The following is a 17,276-nucleotide window of genomic DNA, read 5'->3' as shown; positions in this document are numbered from 1 at the left end:
CCCACCACACCGCGACCGACGTGGTCGCGGCCTCTCTCGCTTCTCCGGATTCTCACCCGATCCGACTCCGAACTGATTACCGCAGCTACTGCGTCGGCTCCAACGAATCGAGAACGAACGCGTCGATGGCTCGTCGTGCCTCTGCCGGCGCGTCCTCGTGATCGAGGGCGAGTCGACGTTCACGAGCCGCGTGGATTACGTCAGTGATGAGTTGTCCCATCAGCTCTGCGTCCACCTCTCGGAAGACGTCCTGCTCGATGCCCGCTTCGATGACCTCGACGATGCTCTGTCGAATGTGCTCGTAGTGATCGTTGAAGATATCCTGGTGTTCGTCGTCGTGCTGTGCGTACGCGAACAGTTCGTGATACACCTTCATTCGGTCCCAGTGCGTGAACTCCTCGAACTGCGGGCCGAGCAGACACTGATCGATTCGAGCGTCCAGTTCGGCACGCGGCGCCGCATCCCCATCCACGTCGACGCTGCCCTCGTACTGCTCGATGACGTACTGCAGAAACGCGGATAACAGATCGTACTTGCCGTCGAAGTGGTAGTGAATCACCTGCCGCGACAGCTCCATCTCCTCGCCGATGTCGCGGACGCGCAGGTCCTTGTACCCGTGTTTGCTCACTGCTCGGAACGTTGCCTCCATAATCTGCTCGCAGGTATCGTCGGCGGCGACGCTCCCGTCCGATCCGCTCATACATCGCTTTCACGAGAGCAACACAAATCGTTTTCTCCCATCGTGTCTGTCCCGCTGTCAGAAGACGAACGGCCCACGCTGTCGGATCGGTTCGTCGTGAGGGTGGCCGGCGACGGCGACGACCCGTAGTCCGGAGTCAGTCGCGACCTCGACGTCCCGAGCGTCGACGAGTGGAACGACATCGCCTTCGCCGAACGACCACCCGTCGACGCGCCCGGTGCCGTCGACACCGTAGAGAAAGCCCGACCAGCCGTCCGCGACCGACCACGTCCAGCGGTCCGTCACGCGCACGTCGAGGTACTCCATCGGCGTCTGCAACTCGATCGGCGAGCCCTCGCCGACGACCGTCGTGATGGTCGCTCCCGGTCGGGACTCGGTGGGAAGTTCCTCGGCATCTGCGTCGGCGTATCCTGGATCAATGTCTTTCCGAGCGCGGGGGAGGTTCACCCAGAGCTGGAGACCGTTACAGGCGGCTCCGTCCGCCGGGAACTCCGAGTGTCGGATCCCGCTGCCGGTGGTGACGCGCATTACGTCACCTTCGGTGGCGGTGTTTGCGACGCCCAGCGAGTCCTCGTGGTCCATCCCTCCCTCGAGCAGGTACGAGACGATCTCGAACCCCTCGTGTGGGTGCATCGGAAACCCCTTGTCAGGCTCGATGTAGAACCGCTCGAAGAGCACGAACGGATCGAGATGCTGCGGATACGCGTTCGTCGGGAACGCTCGGTTCGAGGTGACGCCCGTCCCGTGTTGCACGCGCTCGCCCGAGAGAGGGGCCTCGGCGTCGCTCGTGTCGTCGTCTACTGCCATACGGCAGCTGATGGACCCGTCGCAGATAAGCCATCTGTAGTGACAGACAGCACAGTCCCCTCAGTACGGACGTCGAGAATCCGGAGAAGTGCTCCGTCAGGGATTCGAACCCTGGTCCTTGCCGTGAGAGGGCAAGATGATTGGCCGGACTACACCAACGGAGCGCTGCTGCACTTTTCCGTATCTCCGGGATGTGTAAAACGGTTCCGTTTTGCCCGCGCCGTGCCGTGGTGTCTCGTACCCAAATACGGCGACTGCAGACGGACTCCGGCCGAGTTACTGTCTCTCGCCGGCTTCGTCGTCGTCGCTCTCGGGAGCGTGTTCGGCGATGATCTCTGCGACGTCGCTCTCTGCGACTGCTTCGTATCCATCGGGCGTAATCGTCGCGACGCTCACGCTCTCGGCGGCGAGTTCGCCGTCGGATTCTAAGAGTGCGCGAACGGCGATCGAGACGCCGTCGTCGAGAGAGAGCTCCTCCGACCAGTGCTCTTCGAGGAACTCCTGGATGTCGTCGCGCCCGGAGCCGATCGCGACGGCGCGCCACTCTTGGGGTGCACCCGACGGATCGGTCTGGAAGAGTCGCGGGCGGGCATCCGGACGCTCTCCGTCCATCCCGGCGACCAAGAGCGCGGCACCGAACGGGCGCGTACCACCGTACTGGGTGGTCTCCTGAATCTCGTCCGACAGCGTCTTCGTGAGCGTCTCCACGCCGAGCGGTTCGCCGTACCGCAGTCGGTTGCGCTGGGCGGCCGTCCGCGCGTCGTCGATCAATCGGCGGGCGTCGGCGACGTGCCCGGCCGAGGCCGCGCCGAGATAGTCGTCGAGTTTGTGCAATTTCTCGATGCTCTCGCCCTCCATCAGCGACGAACTGGTCCGACGCTGCGCAGCGAGGACGACCCCGTCCGTGGTGCGGATGCCGAGACTCGGCGCACCGCGTTTGACCGCTTCGCGCGCGTACTCGACCTGATAGATGCGTCCGTCCGGGGAGAAGAGCGACGTCCCCCGATCGTACGCCTGCTGGTCGTTTCGGTTCATATACCCCTACTCCGACCCGGGGACGGATAAAGCCACCACCGGCACACGATATTACCGGAACCGACGGTCCGAGAAGGGCCGTGCTACCAGCACCGAGGCGGCGCGTCGCCGCTACTCGGCTTCGACGACGTCGGCGTCGGGAGCGTTCTGTTTGACGCTCTCGATGCCCTGCTTTGCCTTCTGCTTCGTCGCGTATCCCTCCCCGCTGTCGGCGATGATGTTCCCGTTGGAGTGAACGAGCCGCCAGCGGTACTCTCCGGCCTGATCCTCGTACACCTCGAAGGTGGCAGTCATACGACCGCCGTGTTGAACTGCTCGCGACAAAAATCCCGGTGCAGTTTGCGTTCGGCGCGTCGCCGGGCCAAGACGGCGACGTGGTGGCGACGTGGCGGCGGCGTCACTCCCGTCGCCGCTCGTAGGTCACGAAATCGAACTGGTCGCGGTCGTCGCGGTCGACTTCGACCCACTCGTCGTCGTCCCACGCCGGGAAGGCTGTGTCGCCCTCGTAGGCGCCGTGAATCTCGGTGAGCACCATCCGAGACGCGTGCGGGAGGAACTGCTCGTAGACGCGGCCGCCGCCGGCGACGTACGCCGTCTCGACCCCTCGCTCGGCTGCGTCGACGCAGGCCAGGTCGATCGCCTCCTCGACGGAGTTGGCGACGACGGCACCCGCCGGCAGGTCGAGCGACTGCGAGGTGAGCACGACGCTCGTCCGGCCAGGGAACGGTTCGCCGAGCGCGTCGACGACCGTCTCGTAGGTCTTGCGACCGACGATCACCGGGTGGCCCGTCGTCGTCTGTTTGAAGTGCGCCAGATCCTCGCTGAAGTGCCACGGCATCCCGCCGTCGCGACCGATGGTGCCGTTCTCCGCGACGGCGGCGACGAGGACGATATCGACGTCCATCACTCGGCCACCGCGAAGCGGATCCCCGGCGCGGGATCGTACCCCGAGAGTTCGACGTCCTCGAACGTGAGGTCGTCGAGCGGCACGTCGGCGACGTCGATCGTCGGCCGCGCTCTCGGTTCCCGGGCGCACTGTTCGAGGAGTCCGGGGACGTGGTCGTACCGCTCCTCACCCTCGGCCTCCGGGGGGGCAGTCGCTTCGAGCCACTCGCGCACGTCGCGATACCCGGTTCGGTCCTCGACGTCCCCGAGACGCGACTGCAACTCTCCCAGGTGGTCGGCGTACCACGCGCCGCGGTCGCCCGTGCCACAGTACACGTGGGCGTCGACGACGGAATGGGCGAATTTCCCGGGCTCGAAGCCGGTCCGCTGGGCAAGTGCCGTCGCGAGCAGCGAGTACGCGGCGATGTTGAACGGGATGCCGAGTGCGACGTCGCCTGAACGCTGCGTCAGGTGGACGTTGAGGCGGTCGCCTTGCACGTTGCAGACGAAGGTGTAGTGACACGGCGGCAGCGTCGAGACGGCGGCGTTCGCCGGGTGCCAGGCGTTGACGACGAGGCGGCGTGAGTTAGGATTCTCTTTGAGTTGATCGAGGACGTACTGGATCTGGTCGAACGTGCCCTCGTCGTTCATCCAGCGGTGGCCGTCGTCGGGCCAGGACTCGCCCGGAAGCCCCTCGTCGGGGACCGGGAAGCGACGCCAGAAGCGCCCATACGCGGTGTCGAGACGGCCGTCGTCGTCGGCCCAGGCGTCCCAGATGCCAGTCTCCTCGCGGAGCGTGCGGATGTGCTCCTCGCCGGAGAGATACCAGACGAACTCGTGGATCAGGGAGTTCCACCGCGCACCCGAGAGGTCCTTCGTCGTGAGTAGCGGAAAGCCCTCTGCGAGGTCGACTTCGTAGTGGCGGCTGAACGCCGAGATGGTGTCTACGCCCGTTCGATTCGGCTTGTGGCCCCCGGATTCGAGGACGTCGGTGACGAGGTCGAGATACTGACGCATAGTAGACCGGATTGTCCTACGATGTTGCGCCTGCAATCTTGATTGTTTGTGTTCGCCGCGATGCTCGCACCGCCGGGGACCACTGATCCTGCCTCCGTGCCGGTGCGGGCGACGTGGCAGCCCGGCAACAACTATACGATAGTCCGCCGTCGCGGCAGACGTGAGCGACGCCGATCAGACGCAGACGACAGACACGTGGCTGTACGGCTGGGCGCTCGGCTACGCTGCCGTGGGCGCGGCTTCGCTGCTCGTTCCCCTCTACGCCATCGACCTCGGCGCGGGCGCGTTCCTGGTCAGCCTCATCGCCGCCACGGCTGCCTTCGCCGGCGTGCCGGGCGCGATCCTCTGGGGGCGGTTAGTGGCGCGGACGCGACGCCGCCGACCGTTCATCCTCGTCGCACTGGGCGCGAGTGCCGGCGTCTTCCTCGTCTTACCGTTTCTGGCCTCGCCGTGGACGGTCCTCGCCGCCAACGCCGCGCTGTGGTTCGTCGTCGCGGCCGCCGCGCCCGTACTGAACGTCGTCGTCGTGGAGGGCTACGAGCCGTCGCTGTGGACGCAGCGATTCGGCCTGCTGAACCACTACCAGGGCTACGGCTGGCTGGCCGGTCTCGTCGCCGGCGGCGTCTGGTCTGCGGTCGCCGGGTCCCACGTCGGCCTGCCGGCGCTCGCAGCCAAGCGACTCTTCTTCGTCGGCGGCGCGACCGCCACGCTAGCTGGTGTCTTCGTCGTCTTCCTCCGCTATCCGGAAGCGGCGACGATGTCCGAACAGCGCTTTCGACGGCTCTCACGTCGCTTCCGCGCGGGGAACGGGGGCGCCGAGCGGGCCACCCGCGCCGTGCCGTTCGGCCCTGCCCGAATCTACTGGGCGCTCCGCGAGATCAGACTCGGTCGGGGCTCCCTCACGCGCCTCCGCGGGCGGTTCTCGGCGCGGTTGCTCCGGTACCTCCTCGCGGCGACCGTGTTTTTCGCCGGGTTCTCGGCGTTCTTCGGACCGTTACCCGCGTATCTGGTCGACGCGGGCTACGCCACCGACGAGGTGTTCGTCCTGTTCATCCTGAGTTCGGCGGCGTCGGCCGCGGCGTACGCCCGGGCCGGGACGGCGGCCGCGGCGTTCGACCCGTTCCGACTGCAGGTCGGGGCACTGCTCTTTCGCGCCGGGGCGTTCCCGATCGTCGCCGTCACCGGGGCGGCGATTGCGCCCCCGACCGGTCTGCTCGTCGTCGGCGCGCTGTTTCTCGCACTTGGGGCCTCCTGGGCGGTCATCGCCGTGACCGCGACCGGCCTCGTCTCCGGACTCGCATCGGAGACGGTCCGCGCGGAGGCGCTCGGGATCTACACGGCTATCGGGAGCCTCGGCGGCGGCATCGGCAGCGTGCTGGGCGGTGCGATCGCCGACGCCGTCGGCTATCTCCCGGCGTTCGGCGTCGCAGGCGGGTGTGTCGTCGTCGGCATCCTCGTCGCTGGTCGAGCGGAGATGGCGGCACACGAACCCGTCCAGGGCTGAGAGCGGCAGCGAAAGTGACAGCTACTTGTCGACCGTCTTCGTCGGGGAGATCCAGACGACGAGGTCCTCCTCCTGTCGCACGATCCCCTCGATGAAGTCACCGCGATCCATCGGCGGGTCCTCGACGTCGTCCATCGAGACACGGACGACCTGGTCGACCTCGTCGACGAGCCAGCCGACCGCGGCGTCGTCCTCGAAACTGGTCGCGTCGAAGATGACGATACGACTCGCCTCACCGGTGTTCTCGACGTTCAGGAGCGTCTTCGGGTTGACGATCGAGGTGGTCCGTCCGCGGAGGTCCATCACGCCTTCGACGAAGTCGGGCGCGTTCGGGACCGCGGTGAGCGAGCCACGGTCGACGATCTCGGAGACGTAGTCGATGTCGACACAGTAGGTCTCGCCCCCCAGCTCGAACTCGAGGACCTGCATCTGGCGGGCGGTGGCGTCGGTGTCGTCTGTGGCGGTGGGGTCTGAAGCGCCCGCCGCCGCACGTTGTTCCTGCGACATAGCCGTGTCGCCGACGGCTGTAGAGCCGCCGGTTGTTACCTGATTTTGGCGCACACGTCGGCAATAAATGTACGCACGCTATTATCACGGCTGATTTTCGCCGGCGAGCGCTTAAGTCCCCCAGTTGGGAAGTTTTCCAGTAGAGATGAGCGGGTACGAGCACGGCGTGGACCGGCCGGACGCGCCTACGGGACGGAGGCGGCGTCACGGCCCGAGACACGAGTGCGTCTCGCGGCTGCGAACCGAGACCCGTCGTCGTTCGAGGACGGCGCAGGCGGAGATAGACGACGGACACGGGGGAGACGAGCGATGAGTACCGCCTCCGAGCCGGGCGGCAGCGACGAGTCGACGCGGGCAGTCATCGTCGACGACTCACGGTTTATGCGGACGCTCATTCGAAGCCTGCTCGAAGAGGGCGGCATCGAGGTCGTCGGCGAAGCCGAAGACGGCTCGAAAGCGCTCGATGCGGTGACCGAACACGACCCGGATGTCGTGACGATGGACATCGAGATGCCCTCGATGAACGGTCTCGAGGCCGTCGACGCCATTATGGCTGACCACCCGACTCCGGTGTTGATGCTGTCCGCACACGCTGAGGAGGACGCCGACGTGACTTTCGAGGCGCTCGACCGCGGCGCGGTCGACTTCGTGACCAAGCCCGGCGGCGAGGTCACCTCGTCGATGCCGCGGGTGAAGCGCGAACTGGTCGAGAAAGTCGAGTCCGCGGCCCGAGTCGACCTCTCGGCGAACGCCCGCCTGTCCTCGGAGGACCGCGGCAGTTCGACTGGGGAGAGCCGGTCCTCGTCGCGAACGGCCGGCTCTACCGCGTCGACAGACACGAGCGCGGCCAATGGAGCGACCGCGTCCGGAACACCGACGGGAGCAGACGCGTCCCGACAGCAACGGACGGCCCGAACGGGGTCCGCTGCGGGGCAGACGGACGCCACCGACACGGGGTCGTCGACGGCATCGACAGCAGGCAGTTCGCCGGCAGCGACGCCGACCACGACGTACCCGGAGGCCGGAACGCTCGTCGTCGGCGCCTCGACCGGGGGACCGAACGTCGTCGAGCGCGTCCTCGGAGCGTTACCGCGCGAGGCGAACCTCAGGGTCCTCGTGGTACAGCATATGCCCGAAGGCTTCACCTCGCGGTTCGCGACGCGACTCGACGGCCGGTCGGGGTACGACGTCACGGAGGCGGAGTCGGGCGAGCGGATTCAGGCGGGCGAGGCGCGTGTCGCACCCGGCGGCCACCACCTGCTCGTCACCAGCGATCGGAACGGGCGTCTCAAACTCGAACTGACGGAGACAGAACCGATTCACGGCGTCCGACCCGCCATCGACATCACGATGGCCTCGGCCGTCGAGAGTGTGGAGGGACCGCTGTGTGCGACCCTCCTCACCGGGATGGGCCGCGACGGCGTCGACGGGATGCAGCGGATCCACCAAAGCGGCGGACACACGATCGCACAGGACGAGGAGACGTCCGCGATCTTCGGGATGCCGCGGCGCGCCATCGAGACGGGGAGCGTCGACGTGGTCGCGCCGGCCGAACAGATCGCCGAGAACGTACTGCAGTACTTCGCGGAGGAGTGACCGATGGACGACGAACTCTACCAGGAATTCATCACCGAGTCCGAAGAGAGCATCACGCAGTTGAACAACTCGCTTTTGGACCTCGAATCGAACCCCGACGACGAGGAAGCGATCGACGACATCTTCCGACAGGCCCATACCTTGAAGGGGAACTTCGGGGCGATGGGCTTCGACAACGCCGCGACCGTGGCGCACGCCGTCGAAGACTTACTCGACGAGGTCCGAAACGGCCGCATCGAGGTCACCCACGAGCGGATGGACCTGGTCTTCGACGGGATGGACGAGATCCTCGACATCCTCCACGAGATCGAAAAGCACGGCGAGTCCCAGCGCGATCCGAGCGATCTCGTCGAGGAGATCCGCGCCGCTGCAGAGCCCGAGTCCGACGCGGACGCCGGGGAGGAAGCCGCCGCGGACGCCGAACCCGCCTCCGCAGACACCGAGTCAGGCGACACAGACGGCACGGAAGACGGGGTGGAGCCGGAATCCCCGGACGCTGACAGCTCAGCGGAGTCGGGAGAAGCCCTCGCGGCAGCTTCGGACGCGCTCGACCTGGACGAGCCCGACGTCGCCGACGCCGACAGCCTGTATCACGCCGAGATTTCGCTCGACGTCGGAGATATGAAAAGCGTCGACGGCGGCTTGTTCGTCGGCGGCCTCCCGGAGGACCTCGCGGTTGTCGGTGCGGACCCGGACCTCGATCGCATCGAGGACGGCGACTTCGGAGACGACTTCGCCGTCTTCGTCGCCGACGAGGACCGCGACGAACTCGAAGCGACCCTCTGGGACCTCTGGAAGGTCGAGTCAGTCACGCTCACCGACGTGAGTGCGGTGCTCGACGGAGAAGCCGGAGAGACAGCGGACCCCGATTCGGACGGTGCAACAGCCAGCGCGGACGCAGACGGATCCGACGCGGACACCACAGCAGACGGCTCCGAGGCGACCCCCGGAACGCCGGCGGCGAACGGGTCCGCGGGCGACACCGGGAGCGCGCCGACGTCGACCCCGAACGAGGACGTCGACGCGGAGTCTGCGGCCGCCGCGGTCGACGCTGTCGTCGACGCGTACACCTCGGACGGAGCGGCCGACGGCGACGCGGCGGACGAGACTGGTGACGCTGCTGCAAGCGACGACGCAGCAGACGAACACGACGACGCCGCGGACGCAGCGGCCGAGGATACAGCGCCCGCAGACACCGACGAGACCGAGGCAGACGCAGACCCCGGCAGCAACTCCCCAGGCGTCGCGGAGGCCGATGGCGCTGCTGACTCCGGCGACGGTGCCGAGGAGCCCGACGAGAACGACGCGGACAGCGACGACAGTGGCGGGACGGCGCGAAAGCGTGGAGACAGCGGCCGGAGCGGCGACGAGGAGGATAAAGACGAAGACGACGAGGAGTCACGCTCGATTTCGGCGGTGAAGTCCGTCCGGGTCGACGTCGATCAGCTCGACGAGCTGCACAGCCTCGTCGAGCAATTAGTCACGAGCCGGATCAAGCTCCGCCAGGCGCTCGGCGAAGACGACTCGACCGGCCGCGACAACCTCGATGAACTGGACAAGATCTCCTCGAATCTCCAGGACACCGTGATGGATATGCGGCTCATCCCGCTGAAGAAGGTGTTCGACAAGTTCCCCCGACTCGTGCGTGACCTCGCGCGCGAGGAGGACAAGCGGGTGAGCTTCAACATCGAGGGCGAGGGCATCGAACTCGACCGGACGATTCTCGACGAGATTTCAGATCCGCTGATGCACGTGCTCCGGAACGCGGTGGATCACGGCATCGAACCACCGGAAGAGCGGGAAGCCGCCGGGAAGTCTGCGACCGGCGCAGTCGAGTTGCGAGCCGAGCGCGAACACGACACCGTCGTCATCACGGTCGAAGATGACGGGGCGGGCATCGACGCCGACGTGCTCCGCGATAAGGCGGCCGAGAAGGGCATCCGACCGCGCGAGGAGTTGGTCGAAATGCCCGACGAGGAGGTCTACGACCTCATCTTCCACCCGGGCTTCTCGACGAACGAGGAGATCACCGACGTCAGCGGCCGCGGGGTCGGAATGGACGTCGTCAAGACCACCGTCGAGTCGCTCGACGGATCGGTCAACGTCGACAGCACGCTCGGCGAGGGGACCACCATCTCGATCCGGCTGCCGGTGTCGGTCGCGATCATCAAGGTGCTCTTCGTACAGGTCGGCGACCGGGAGTTCGGCGTCCCGATCAAGTATATCGACGAGATCTCGCGGCAGACGCGCGTCCAGAGCGTCGACGGGGCTGAGGTGATCGTCCACGAGGATCGTATCTTCCCGCTGATTCGACTCCGCGGTGCACTCGCTCTCAGCGACGAACGGCGCGATAGCGGGATGATCGTTCGCATCCGACCCGCCGACCGGCAGGTCGCGCTCCGCTGTGACGACGTCGCGCGCCAGGAGGAAGTCGTCGTGACGCCGCTGCAGGGACCCCTCAAAGGCACGGAGGGACTCTCCGGAACGGCCGTCGTCGGCGACGGGAAGGTCGTGCCGATCCTCGACGTGAACTCACTGTCGGTTCCCGACGAGGGCAAGCAGGCGCGCCGTCAGTGGGTCCCACCGGAAGACGACAGCGCGGAAGCCGAGGGGGCGGCCGACTGATGGGCCTCGACATCGACACCGGATCCGACGACGCCGAGGACGCAGAGGAGCGGGCGTTCGACGACTTACTCGAGTACGTCGAGTCGTCGCTGTCGTTCGCGACGAGTTCGTACAACCGCTCGTACCTCGACCGACGGGTCTCCGCCCGGATGCGACGCCGGCACGTCGACGACTACGACGAGTATCAAGAGCTGCTCGAAGACGACGAGGACGAACAGGAAGCGCTCCTGAACGCACTCAGCGTCAACGTCACTAGTTTCTTCCGCAACCCCGACGTCTGGGAGGCGTTACGCGAGATCATCGCGGAGTTGAGCGACGACGGCCGGACCCGGATCTGGAGCGCCGCTTGCTCGGACGGCCGCGAAGCGTACTCGGCGGCGATGCTCGCGCTCGACGACGACCGAATCGACGCCGATCGCGTCGAGATCCTCGGTACCGACATCAAGCCCGAGATTCTTCGGGCCGCACGCCGTGGCGAGTATCACGCCTCGGAGACGAACGATCTCAAAGAGCAACTCGAACCGCTGGAGAACAGCGACCGGTACATAGAGCGTGAGGGAGACACCTACCGCGTCAGCGACGAGGTGCAGGAACTCGTCTCCTTCCGCCGGCACGACCTGGTACAGGAGGATCCCCCGAAGACGTTCGACCTCGTCATCTGCCGAAATCTGTTCATTTACATCAACAGAGAAGCAAAAGAAGCCATCTTCGAGACGCTCGGATCCGCCGTCGAACCCGGAGGATACCTGACGATCGGGATGACCGAAACCGTCCCGGCGTCCTGTCGCGACCGGTTCGATCCGGTCGAAAAGCGACTCAGGATCTACCGCGACACGGCGGGTGAGGAGACGTCTCGAACACGGAGGTAGGTGCGTGTGAAACCAGGTGAAACGAAACTCGCGGACACGCGCGGACGGTTCCTGCAAGCGCTCCGTAACGGTCGCGAACGGAGCGACGCCGGCTGGACGAACGGCCGCATCCTGCTCTCGAACAAACGGATCGTGCTCGCGGGGACGAGCGGCAAGCGCACCTTTCCGCTCTCGAAGATCGAACAGGTGGGCGGCCGGTTCGACGTGAACCAGCGCGTCGCGACCGTCGCCGACTACATCGCGCTGCAGTTCGACGACGGCGAGGACGTGATCCTCGTCGCGCCCGCGGAATTCGAGGAGTTCGAGATGGACCTCTACGACGCGCTGCTGTCCTCGACGAAGTTCCTCGTTCGACACCCGGCCGTCGAGGGCGGCGTCGTGCAGAACACCGAGTGGGAGCGCGCCAAGATGCAAGTCGAGACGGAAGCCGTCAACATCGCGACTGTCGCCGGCACGTTCGTCGGCATCCAACTCGACGACATCGGTGACATCGAGATGGGGCGCCGAACCGTCCGCGAGGAGCGACGAGAGGTCATCGAGGTCGAACACTCCGACGACAACGGGACGAGCGTCCAGACGTACATCTCGGGACCCGAACGGGCCGTCGGCATCCTGAAGTCGCTTCTGCGGATCGGCGAGGAACAGACCGAGACGGCGCTCGATCTCTCGAGGCAGGACAAGCAGGTGTTGATGGCGCTGTACTCCGGCGTCTCCCCGTTCGACATCCCCGCGTTTCTCGGGATCGACGTCGACGAGGTCGAAGAACTCTTTGTACGGCTCATCGACCACGACGTCTTAGACGAGGTCCGGATCCGACACGAGGTGGAACTCAACGCCCGCGGGCGGTCGATCGCGGCCGACGCGATCGACGAACAGGGCGCGGAGATGTGACGACGACGAGCACCCCGAAGGAGTAGACCTCGCCGAGTCCCGCGCTCACCCGCTAGCGTGCGCCAGAATCTCTGTGCGGGCCTCCGAAGCGCACTCCCGACCACCCCGGCCGAAGTGAAGGGTGTTCGCGTTGACCGGGTCGCTGAGGAGGCCCCCCGAGTCGACGGGGACGTCGACCTGTTCGATCTGGAGGTAGCCGATGGTGATCCCCTTCGCGAGGTCGACGCCGGTTATCTCGTCGGCTGGGATCGTCTTGTCGTCGAACCGTGAGCGGTCCACGCGATAGATTTCGACGCGGTCCTCGTAGACGACCAGTGTGCCGTCCTGGAACGTGCAGACGACGAGCGCGTTCGGATACTCGTCGACGTCGTCCTCGGAGTCCTCATCCGCGTCACCGCTCCGTCCCCACGGGAGATCGACCATCGGGGACTGGTACCACGGGACACTGCAAAAACGTTCGGCCGGGCCGGGCTTCAGTCACCCGACCACGCCGCATCCGAGAGCGTGCGCTGGACCGCCTCCTCGCCAACCGCGGCCGCGAGCGCCTCGAAGCCACGTCGCTCCGCGCGGTCTCGGGCGTTCGCGACGAGTCGGGAGACGATGAACTCCGGCGTCGACTTGCCGACCGTGCCGAACCGTGGCTGGTAGTCGACGCGGAGCGCGAGGTCGTCGGTCAGCCCCTCCGCGAAGATGCCGTCGATGCGCGCCTCCGGGGGGAGGGGACTGAGGTCGTCGGCGAGGTGGGTCACGTAGACGCCGAGCGCGTCCTGATCGACCGTCAGATCGACCAGGCCGTTCAGCAGGTCGGCGGCCCGGCCGGGTTCGGTGATCGCCTCGAACTCGTCGACGAGCATCAGCGTGCGGTCGCCGGTCGACAGCGGCGGGACGATCGATTTCAGCGTCGACTCCAGGACGCCGGCGTTGAAACTGGCGTGTCGGCGGTGGAAGACCACCGTATCGAACTGACCGACCTCGGCCCGCGCTGCGGGCACGGGCAGCCCCATCGAGGCGAGCAGGACGACCTGTGCGAGCGTCTCCAAGAGCGTCGTCTTCCCGCCTGAGTTCGCCCCGGTGAGGACGGCGACGCGGTCGCCGGATGGCGGCTTCGGCGCGTCGTCGCCGAGGTCGGCCGAGCCTATGCTGTGTGACCCGACGGCGTACGTGACGGGCTGAATCTCACCGGACAGCGAGAGGTTCCGCGCGCCGACGACGGCGAGTCCGTCCTCGACGAGCCGCGGGCGGATCAGATCGTACGCGGCGGCGAAGCGGCCGAGCGAGAGGTCGAACGCGATCTCGGAGACGGCGCCGACGGCGGTCTCGACGTCCTCGCGCGCGGTCTCGATCGACTCCCGCAGATCGGCTGCCACTGTGCGTTCGCGTTCCTCGACGTCGGCGTCGAGTTCGGCGACGAGCGCCCGGAGGGACGTCCCCGCGAAGTCCGCCTCGTCGTGGGCGTCCTCGGCGACCGCGGCCTCGACGCGCCCGCGGCGAACGTCGGTCTCGCTCGCGACGTACTCGACGAACGCCGCGCGGAACTCCTCGAAACTTCGGACGCCGCGCTCGCGCACGGACTCTAGCACGTCGAGCGCGCTCGACTCCAGTTGCGCGGCGGCGTCCCGCTTCTCGCGCAGGCGATCGAGTTCGTCGTCGGTACCGGGTGCGACCGATCCATCTTCGTCGACGGTGCCGAGCGCGGCCGCGGCCGCTTCGAGCGCGTCGTCGTCGAGGTCGTCCAACGCGGCGAAGGTCCCGCCGCGCAGGCCCGCCTCGCGGAGCGCGAGCGCCGTCTCGACCGCGATCCGGTCGGTGCCGCCGGCCTCGTCGTAGGCGTCGAACGCCGAACGGACGGCCGCGCGATCCTCGTCGTTCAGTTCGACCCAGGCGTCGCGTGCGGCGAGCACGCGGTCGAGTCGCGACTCCCGTTCGTCGACGTCCGACAGCGGCGTCAACACGCGAATCCGGTCGGCGGCGTGCGCGGTCAGCGCGTGTTCGCTCGCCAGCGTCAGCAGTTCGTCGTAGACGTCGCGGGCGTCCCGCGTCCCGAGCGTTTCGATGCCCGCCGCACCGTTGGCTCTGCGGAGGATTCTGACCGCACGCCCCCGCGGGATCCCGGCGTCAGCCAGCGCGCGGATGTCGGCGTTCTCGATGGCCGCGATGGCGCGCTCTGTGCCCATCGCCTCTCGGAGTTTCTCGCTCGTCTTCGGACCGACCCCCCAGTAGTCCTCCAGTCGCATAGCCTCACCTCCAACGGGAGCATCTTGTAGGTTTGCGGTTCGACTGGTCGGGGCGTGGGAGCGCCGTCACGGAGGTGACGGCTGGAGGAATGGGGGAACGAAGGGACCGCCGTATGAGGCGGTCCGGAGGGGACGCCCGACAGCGTGGTTGGGGGAGTGGTGGACGCTGTCGAAACGGGGGGTCGGCGTCGGGCTCGGGAGGCGGTGGAGCGTCGTGTCGGGAGCACCGAATGCGTCAGGGGGACGACGAGACGCGCCGGGCACGGGCGTCTCGGACTTCTGCTCCCTCCCGGATTGCGTCCTCACAGTTGGGACAGACGCGGGCGTCTGTGAACCCTTCCGGGGCGAAGACCCGGACGTAGTCCCGCGAGACGAATGAGCCACAGTTCTGACACTCAGGCATTGCACGCCACCTCTGCGACGGATCGGTCGAACATATCCACTCGGGGAGAGGGGATGTAGTACCCTAACACGGACCCCTACGTCCTTAGGCCCCGAGCGGAAATTGGGGGTCTGAGGGGCAGCTATTTATCCGTGGACTCGTTTCGTCCGGGTATTAGGATGACATCGGACGGTTCGTCGAACGGCTCTCAGTCGGGGCCAGACGACACGTCGGCTGCGACAGGTTCGCCCCCCGACGGGACGGTGGAGAACCCTGCGACGCCGACAGACGAACCGCAAGCCGAGACCGATGCGTCAGACGACGAGCCGGTCGTCCTCGTCGTCGACGACGACAGAGACCTCGCCGACACCTGCGAGTACTGGCTCCGCGAGGACTTCGACGTTCGCGTCGCCTACGGCGGAGAGGACGCGCTCGAACAGATGGACGACGAGGTCGACGTCGTCCTCCTCGACCGCCGGATGCCGGACCTCTCGGGCGACGAGGTGCTCGCGGAGATCGACGAACGGGGGTACGACTGCCGCGTCGCGATGATGACGGCCGTCGAACCCGACACCGACATCGTCGAGATGCCGTTCGACGAGTACCTCGTCAAGCCGGTCGACGAGGATAGCGTCACCGGAACCGTCGAAGAACTGCTCGTCCGCTCGGAGTTCGACGAGCGTGTCCGCGAGTACTTCGCGCTGGAATCGACGGAAGCAGTCCTCGAAGAGCGCGATCTCCGCGACCTCGGCGACCCGACCGCCCTCGACGACCTAACTGCCAGAGTCCGTGAACTCCGCGAGGAGCGCGAATCGGAGATCCGCGAGCGCGAACGCCAACTGGACCGCGTGCGCCGGATCAACGGCTTCCTCCGCGACGTGGACCAGGCGCTCGTCGACGCGAGCACCCGCGAGGGCATCGCGGAGACGGTGTGTGCCTCCTTCGAGTCCTCGCCCTACGACGGAGCGTGGATCGCGCGGTACAACGAAGCAGTCGACACCGTCGAGTGCGCGGCCGTTGCCGAGTCGGTCACGTCCCCGTTCGCCGAGGGCAGTTCGGCGGATCCGGCGGCGCTCGTCCGCGAGGCGATAGACACGCGATCTGTCGTGACCGACGCCGTCTCGCCGGCCCACGCCGCGGCAGCCCTGCGAAACGCCGACGCCGTCGCTGGGGAACTGACCCTCGTCGCCATCCCGGTCACCTACCGGGAGACGGTCTACGGCGCGCTCGTCGTCTACGTGCGCGGATCGATCTCCGAGGAGGAGCGGTCGATGCTCGGCGGCGTCGGCGAGACGGTCGGGCACGGCATCAACGCCGCCGAGTCAAAGCAGTTGCTTCACGGCGACAGCGCGGTCGAACTGGAGTTCGAGCACACCGACACCCGAGACGTGCTCGTCGACCTCTCCTTGGAGTTCGACACGACCGTGACGCTCGAAGGCCCCTCACTCGCGGACGAGGGCGTCGTCTCCTGCTACGCCTCGATCGAAGACGTGGATCCGTCGACGGTGCTCTCGGCCGTCGCACCGCTCGACGCGCTCGTGAACGGGCGGGTCATCTCCGACGAAGACGACGAAGCGCTGTTCGAGTTCCGGCTAGCCGACGCCTCGGTGGTCGTGACGCTCGTCGAACTGGGCGCGTCGGTGGAGTCGTTCAGCGCGACCGGCGGTGAGGGCGAACTCGTCGTCAGAGTGCCCGCCCGGTCCGACCTCAGAGCGCTCACGAACGCCGTGCAATCGTCGTACCCGGACGTGTCGGTGCTCGCGAAACGAGAGGTCGAAGACGCAGTGCAGTCGACGTCCTCGTTCCGTCGACAGCTCGAAGAGAAACTGACCGACAGACAGCGCGACGTGATGGAGACGGCGCTGGCCTCGGGCTACTTCGACTGGCCGCGCGGCAGCACCGCCGAGGAGGTCGCAGCCTCGCTCGGCATCGCCGCGCCGACGTTCCACGAGCACCTCCGATCCGGCGAGCGAAAGCTCATCGAATCGTTCTTCGCGGAGACGTCGACTGACCGCCGGACGGGGAATCGGGCGGACGACACCGGCGACGCGGCGAGCGACGACTGATACTATCGGACGTACGTAATCTGAGAGTCAGATACTGTCGGACAGAACGGTGTGAAGACCATTGGCACTCCGTGAGTGCCAACGTGATTCACGAACTGCTGTCTGACAGTGTGAGCGACGGGAGAGTCGGCGTCGAAAACTGCAGGCGATCGGGGGCC

Annotated in this window: 16 protein-coding genes and 1 tRNA gene; 6 read left to right on the top strand and 11 right to left on the bottom strand. The window is 66.8% G+C overall.

Annotation, left to right across the window (positions count from 1 at the left end):
• Positions 1 to 85: 85 nt before the first annotated feature.
• The 7 genes from NO347_RS03145 to thyA all read right to left on the bottom strand — a co-directional run bounded on the left by NO347_RS03145 (position 86) and on the right by thyA (position 4,444).
• A complete protein-coding gene (locus NO347_RS03145) occupies positions 86 to 700 on the bottom strand; it encodes a TetR/AcrR family transcriptional regulator (protein WP_256288214.1) in 615 nt (204 codons plus the stop codon).
• Between the two features lie 57 nt (positions 701 to 757).
• Entirely contained in the window at positions 758 to 1,507 is a 750-nt protein-coding gene (locus NO347_RS03140; protein WP_256288213.1) for a pirin family protein, read from the bottom strand.
• An 89-nt stretch (positions 1,508 to 1,596) separates the two neighbouring features.
• A tRNA-Glu gene (locus NO347_RS03135) sits at positions 1,597 to 1,671 on the bottom strand.
• 112 nt (positions 1,672 to 1,783) lie between these two features.
• On the bottom strand, positions 1,784 to 2,542 hold the full coding sequence (gene psmA / locus NO347_RS03130; RefSeq protein ID WP_256288212.1) for an archaeal proteasome endopeptidase complex subunit alpha: 759 nt from the start codon (positions 2,540 to 2,542) through the stop codon (positions 1,784 to 1,786).
• 111 nt (positions 2,543 to 2,653) lie between these two features.
• Complete coding sequence (locus NO347_RS03125) at positions 2,654 to 2,836, bottom strand: HVO_2922 family protein (protein WP_256288211.1); 183 nt, start codon at positions 2,834 to 2,836, stop codon at positions 2,654 to 2,656.
• 103 nt (positions 2,837 to 2,939) lie between these two features.
• Entirely contained in the window at positions 2,940 to 3,446 is a 507-nt protein-coding gene (locus NO347_RS03120) for a dihydrofolate reductase (protein WP_256288210.1), read from the bottom strand.
• Complete coding sequence (gene thyA / locus NO347_RS03115) at positions 3,446 to 4,444, bottom strand: thymidylate synthase (RefSeq protein WP_256288209.1); 999 nt, start codon at positions 4,442 to 4,444, stop codon at positions 3,446 to 3,448. The genes NO347_RS03120 and thyA overlap by 1 nt, the downstream gene beginning before the upstream one ends.
• Before the next feature lie 160 nt (positions 4,445 to 4,604).
• Between thyA and NO347_RS03110 the strand changes: the two genes are divergently transcribed.
• Positions 4,605 to 5,948, top strand: coding sequence for an MFS transporter (locus NO347_RS03110; protein WP_256288208.1), 1,344 nt, complete (start codon positions 4,605 to 4,607; stop codon positions 5,946 to 5,948).
• A gap of 21 nt (positions 5,949 to 5,969) precedes the next feature.
• On the opposite strand, the gene NO347_RS03105 is transcribed toward NO347_RS03110, so the two are convergent.
• A complete protein-coding gene (locus NO347_RS03105; protein WP_256288207.1) occupies positions 5,970 to 6,455 on the bottom strand; it encodes a chemotaxis protein CheW in 486 nt (161 codons plus the stop codon).
• Between the two features lie 309 nt (positions 6,456 to 6,764).
• Between NO347_RS03105 and cheB the strand changes: the two genes are divergently transcribed.
• From cheB to NO347_RS03085, 4 genes are read left to right on the top strand one after another with little or no spacing between them, the layout of a single operon-like run.
• Positions 6,765 to 8,051, top strand: a complete 1,287-nt coding sequence (gene cheB / locus NO347_RS03100) for a chemotaxis-specific protein-glutamate methyltransferase CheB (protein WP_256288206.1) — start codon at positions 6,765 to 6,767, stop codon at positions 8,049 to 8,051.
• Positions 8,052 to 8,054: 3 nt separating this feature from the next.
• A complete protein-coding gene (locus NO347_RS03095; protein ID WP_256288205.1) occupies positions 8,055 to 10,676 on the top strand; it encodes a chemotaxis protein CheA in 2,622 nt (873 codons plus the stop codon).
• Positions 10,676 to 11,545: a CheR family methyltransferase gene (locus tag NO347_RS03090; protein ID WP_256288204.1), complete on the top strand. Its 870-nt coding sequence runs from the start codon at positions 10,676 to 10,678 to the stop codon at positions 11,543 to 11,545. The genes NO347_RS03095 and NO347_RS03090 overlap by 1 nt, the downstream gene beginning before the upstream one ends.
• 6 nt (positions 11,546 to 11,551) lie before the next feature.
• Entirely contained in the window at positions 11,552 to 12,436 is an 885-nt protein-coding gene (locus NO347_RS03085) for a CheF family chemotaxis protein (protein ID WP_121568429.1), read from the top strand.
• Between the two features lie 45 nt (positions 12,437 to 12,481).
• On the opposite strand, the gene NO347_RS03080 is transcribed toward NO347_RS03085, so the two are convergent.
• The 3 genes from NO347_RS03080 to NO347_RS17330 form a co-directional block, all read right to left on the bottom strand.
• Entirely contained in the window at positions 12,482 to 12,859 is a 378-nt protein-coding gene (locus tag NO347_RS03080; protein ID WP_256288203.1) for a hypothetical protein, read from the bottom strand.
• A gap of 50 nt (positions 12,860 to 12,909) precedes the next feature.
• Positions 12,910 to 14,670 carry a MutS-related protein gene (locus tag NO347_RS03075; RefSeq protein ID WP_256288202.1) on the bottom strand — a complete coding sequence of 587 codons (1,761 nt, stop codon included), beginning with the start codon at positions 14,668 to 14,670 and terminating at the stop codon, positions 12,910 to 12,912.
• A gap of 235 nt (positions 14,671 to 14,905) precedes the next feature.
• Entirely contained in the window at positions 14,906 to 15,073 is a 168-nt protein-coding gene (locus tag NO347_RS17330) for a DUF7563 family protein (RefSeq protein ID WP_425492334.1), read from the bottom strand.
• Between the two features lie 158 nt (positions 15,074 to 15,231).
• Between NO347_RS17330 and NO347_RS03070 the strand changes: the two genes are divergently transcribed.
• Positions 15,232 to 17,118, top strand: a complete 1,887-nt coding sequence (locus tag NO347_RS03070; protein WP_256288201.1) for a bacterio-opsin activator domain-containing protein — start codon at positions 15,232 to 15,234, stop codon at positions 17,116 to 17,118.
• The last annotated feature ends 158 nt before the right edge of the window (positions 17,119 to 17,276 follow it).

The organism is Halobellus inordinatus (genome assembly GCF_024464655.1).
Taxonomy (GTDB): Archaea; Halobacteriota; Halobacteria; order Halobacteriales; family Haloferacaceae; genus Haloquadratum; species Haloquadratum inordinatus.
The sequence above is the reverse complement of the archived record's forward strand: the minus strand, read 5'-3'. Positions and strand labels throughout refer to the sequence as shown.

What these genes read in the sequence shown, in the direction of transcription:
- NO347_RS03145 (WP_256288214.1), bottom strand. Translation starts at nt 700, where the DNA reads ATGAGCGGATCGGACGGGAGCGTCGCCGCCGACGATACCTGCGAGCAG.
- NO347_RS03140 (WP_256288213.1), bottom strand. Translation starts at nt 1,507, where the DNA reads ATGGCAGTAGACGACGACACGAGCGACGCCGAGGCCCCTCTCTCGGGC.
- psmA (WP_256288212.1), bottom strand. Translation starts at nt 2,542, where the DNA reads ATGAACCGAAACGACCAGCAGGCGTACGATCGGGGGACGTCGCTCTTC.
- NO347_RS03125 (WP_256288211.1), bottom strand. Translation starts at nt 2,836, where the DNA reads ATGACTGCCACCTTCGAGGTGTACGAGGATCAGGCCGGAGAGTACCGC.
- NO347_RS03120 (WP_256288210.1), bottom strand. Translation starts at nt 3,446, where the DNA reads ATGGACGTCGATATCGTCCTCGTCGCCGCCGTCGCGGAGAACGGCACC.
- thyA (WP_256288209.1), bottom strand. Translation starts at nt 4,444, where the DNA reads ATGCGTCAGTATCTCGACCTCGTCACCGACGTCCTCGAATCCGGGGGC.
- NO347_RS03105 (WP_256288207.1), bottom strand. Translation starts at nt 6,455, where the DNA reads ATGTCGCAGGAACAACGTGCGGCGGCGGGCGCTTCAGACCCCACCGCC.
- cheB (WP_256288206.1), top strand. Translation starts at nt 6,765, where the DNA reads ATGAGTACCGCCTCCGAGCCGGGCGGCAGCGACGAGTCGACGCGGGCA.
- NO347_RS03095 (WP_256288205.1), top strand. Translation starts at nt 8,055, where the DNA reads ATGGACGACGAACTCTACCAGGAATTCATCACCGAGTCCGAAGAGAGC.
- NO347_RS03090 (WP_256288204.1), top strand. Translation starts at nt 10,676, where the DNA reads ATGGGCCTCGACATCGACACCGGATCCGACGACGCCGAGGACGCAGAG.
- NO347_RS03080 (WP_256288203.1), bottom strand. Translation starts at nt 12,859, where the DNA reads ATGGTCGATCTCCCGTGGGGACGGAGCGGTGACGCGGATGAGGACTCC.
- NO347_RS03075 (WP_256288202.1), bottom strand. Translation starts at nt 14,670, where the DNA reads ATGCGACTGGAGGACTACTGGGGGGTCGGTCCGAAGACGAGCGAGAAA.
- NO347_RS17330 (WP_425492334.1), bottom strand. Translation starts at nt 15,073, where the DNA reads ATGCCTGAGTGTCAGAACTGTGGCTCATTCGTCTCGCGGGACTACGTC.
- NO347_RS03070 (WP_256288201.1), top strand. Translation starts at nt 15,232, where the DNA reads ATGACATCGGACGGTTCGTCGAACGGCTCTCAGTCGGGGCCAGACGAC.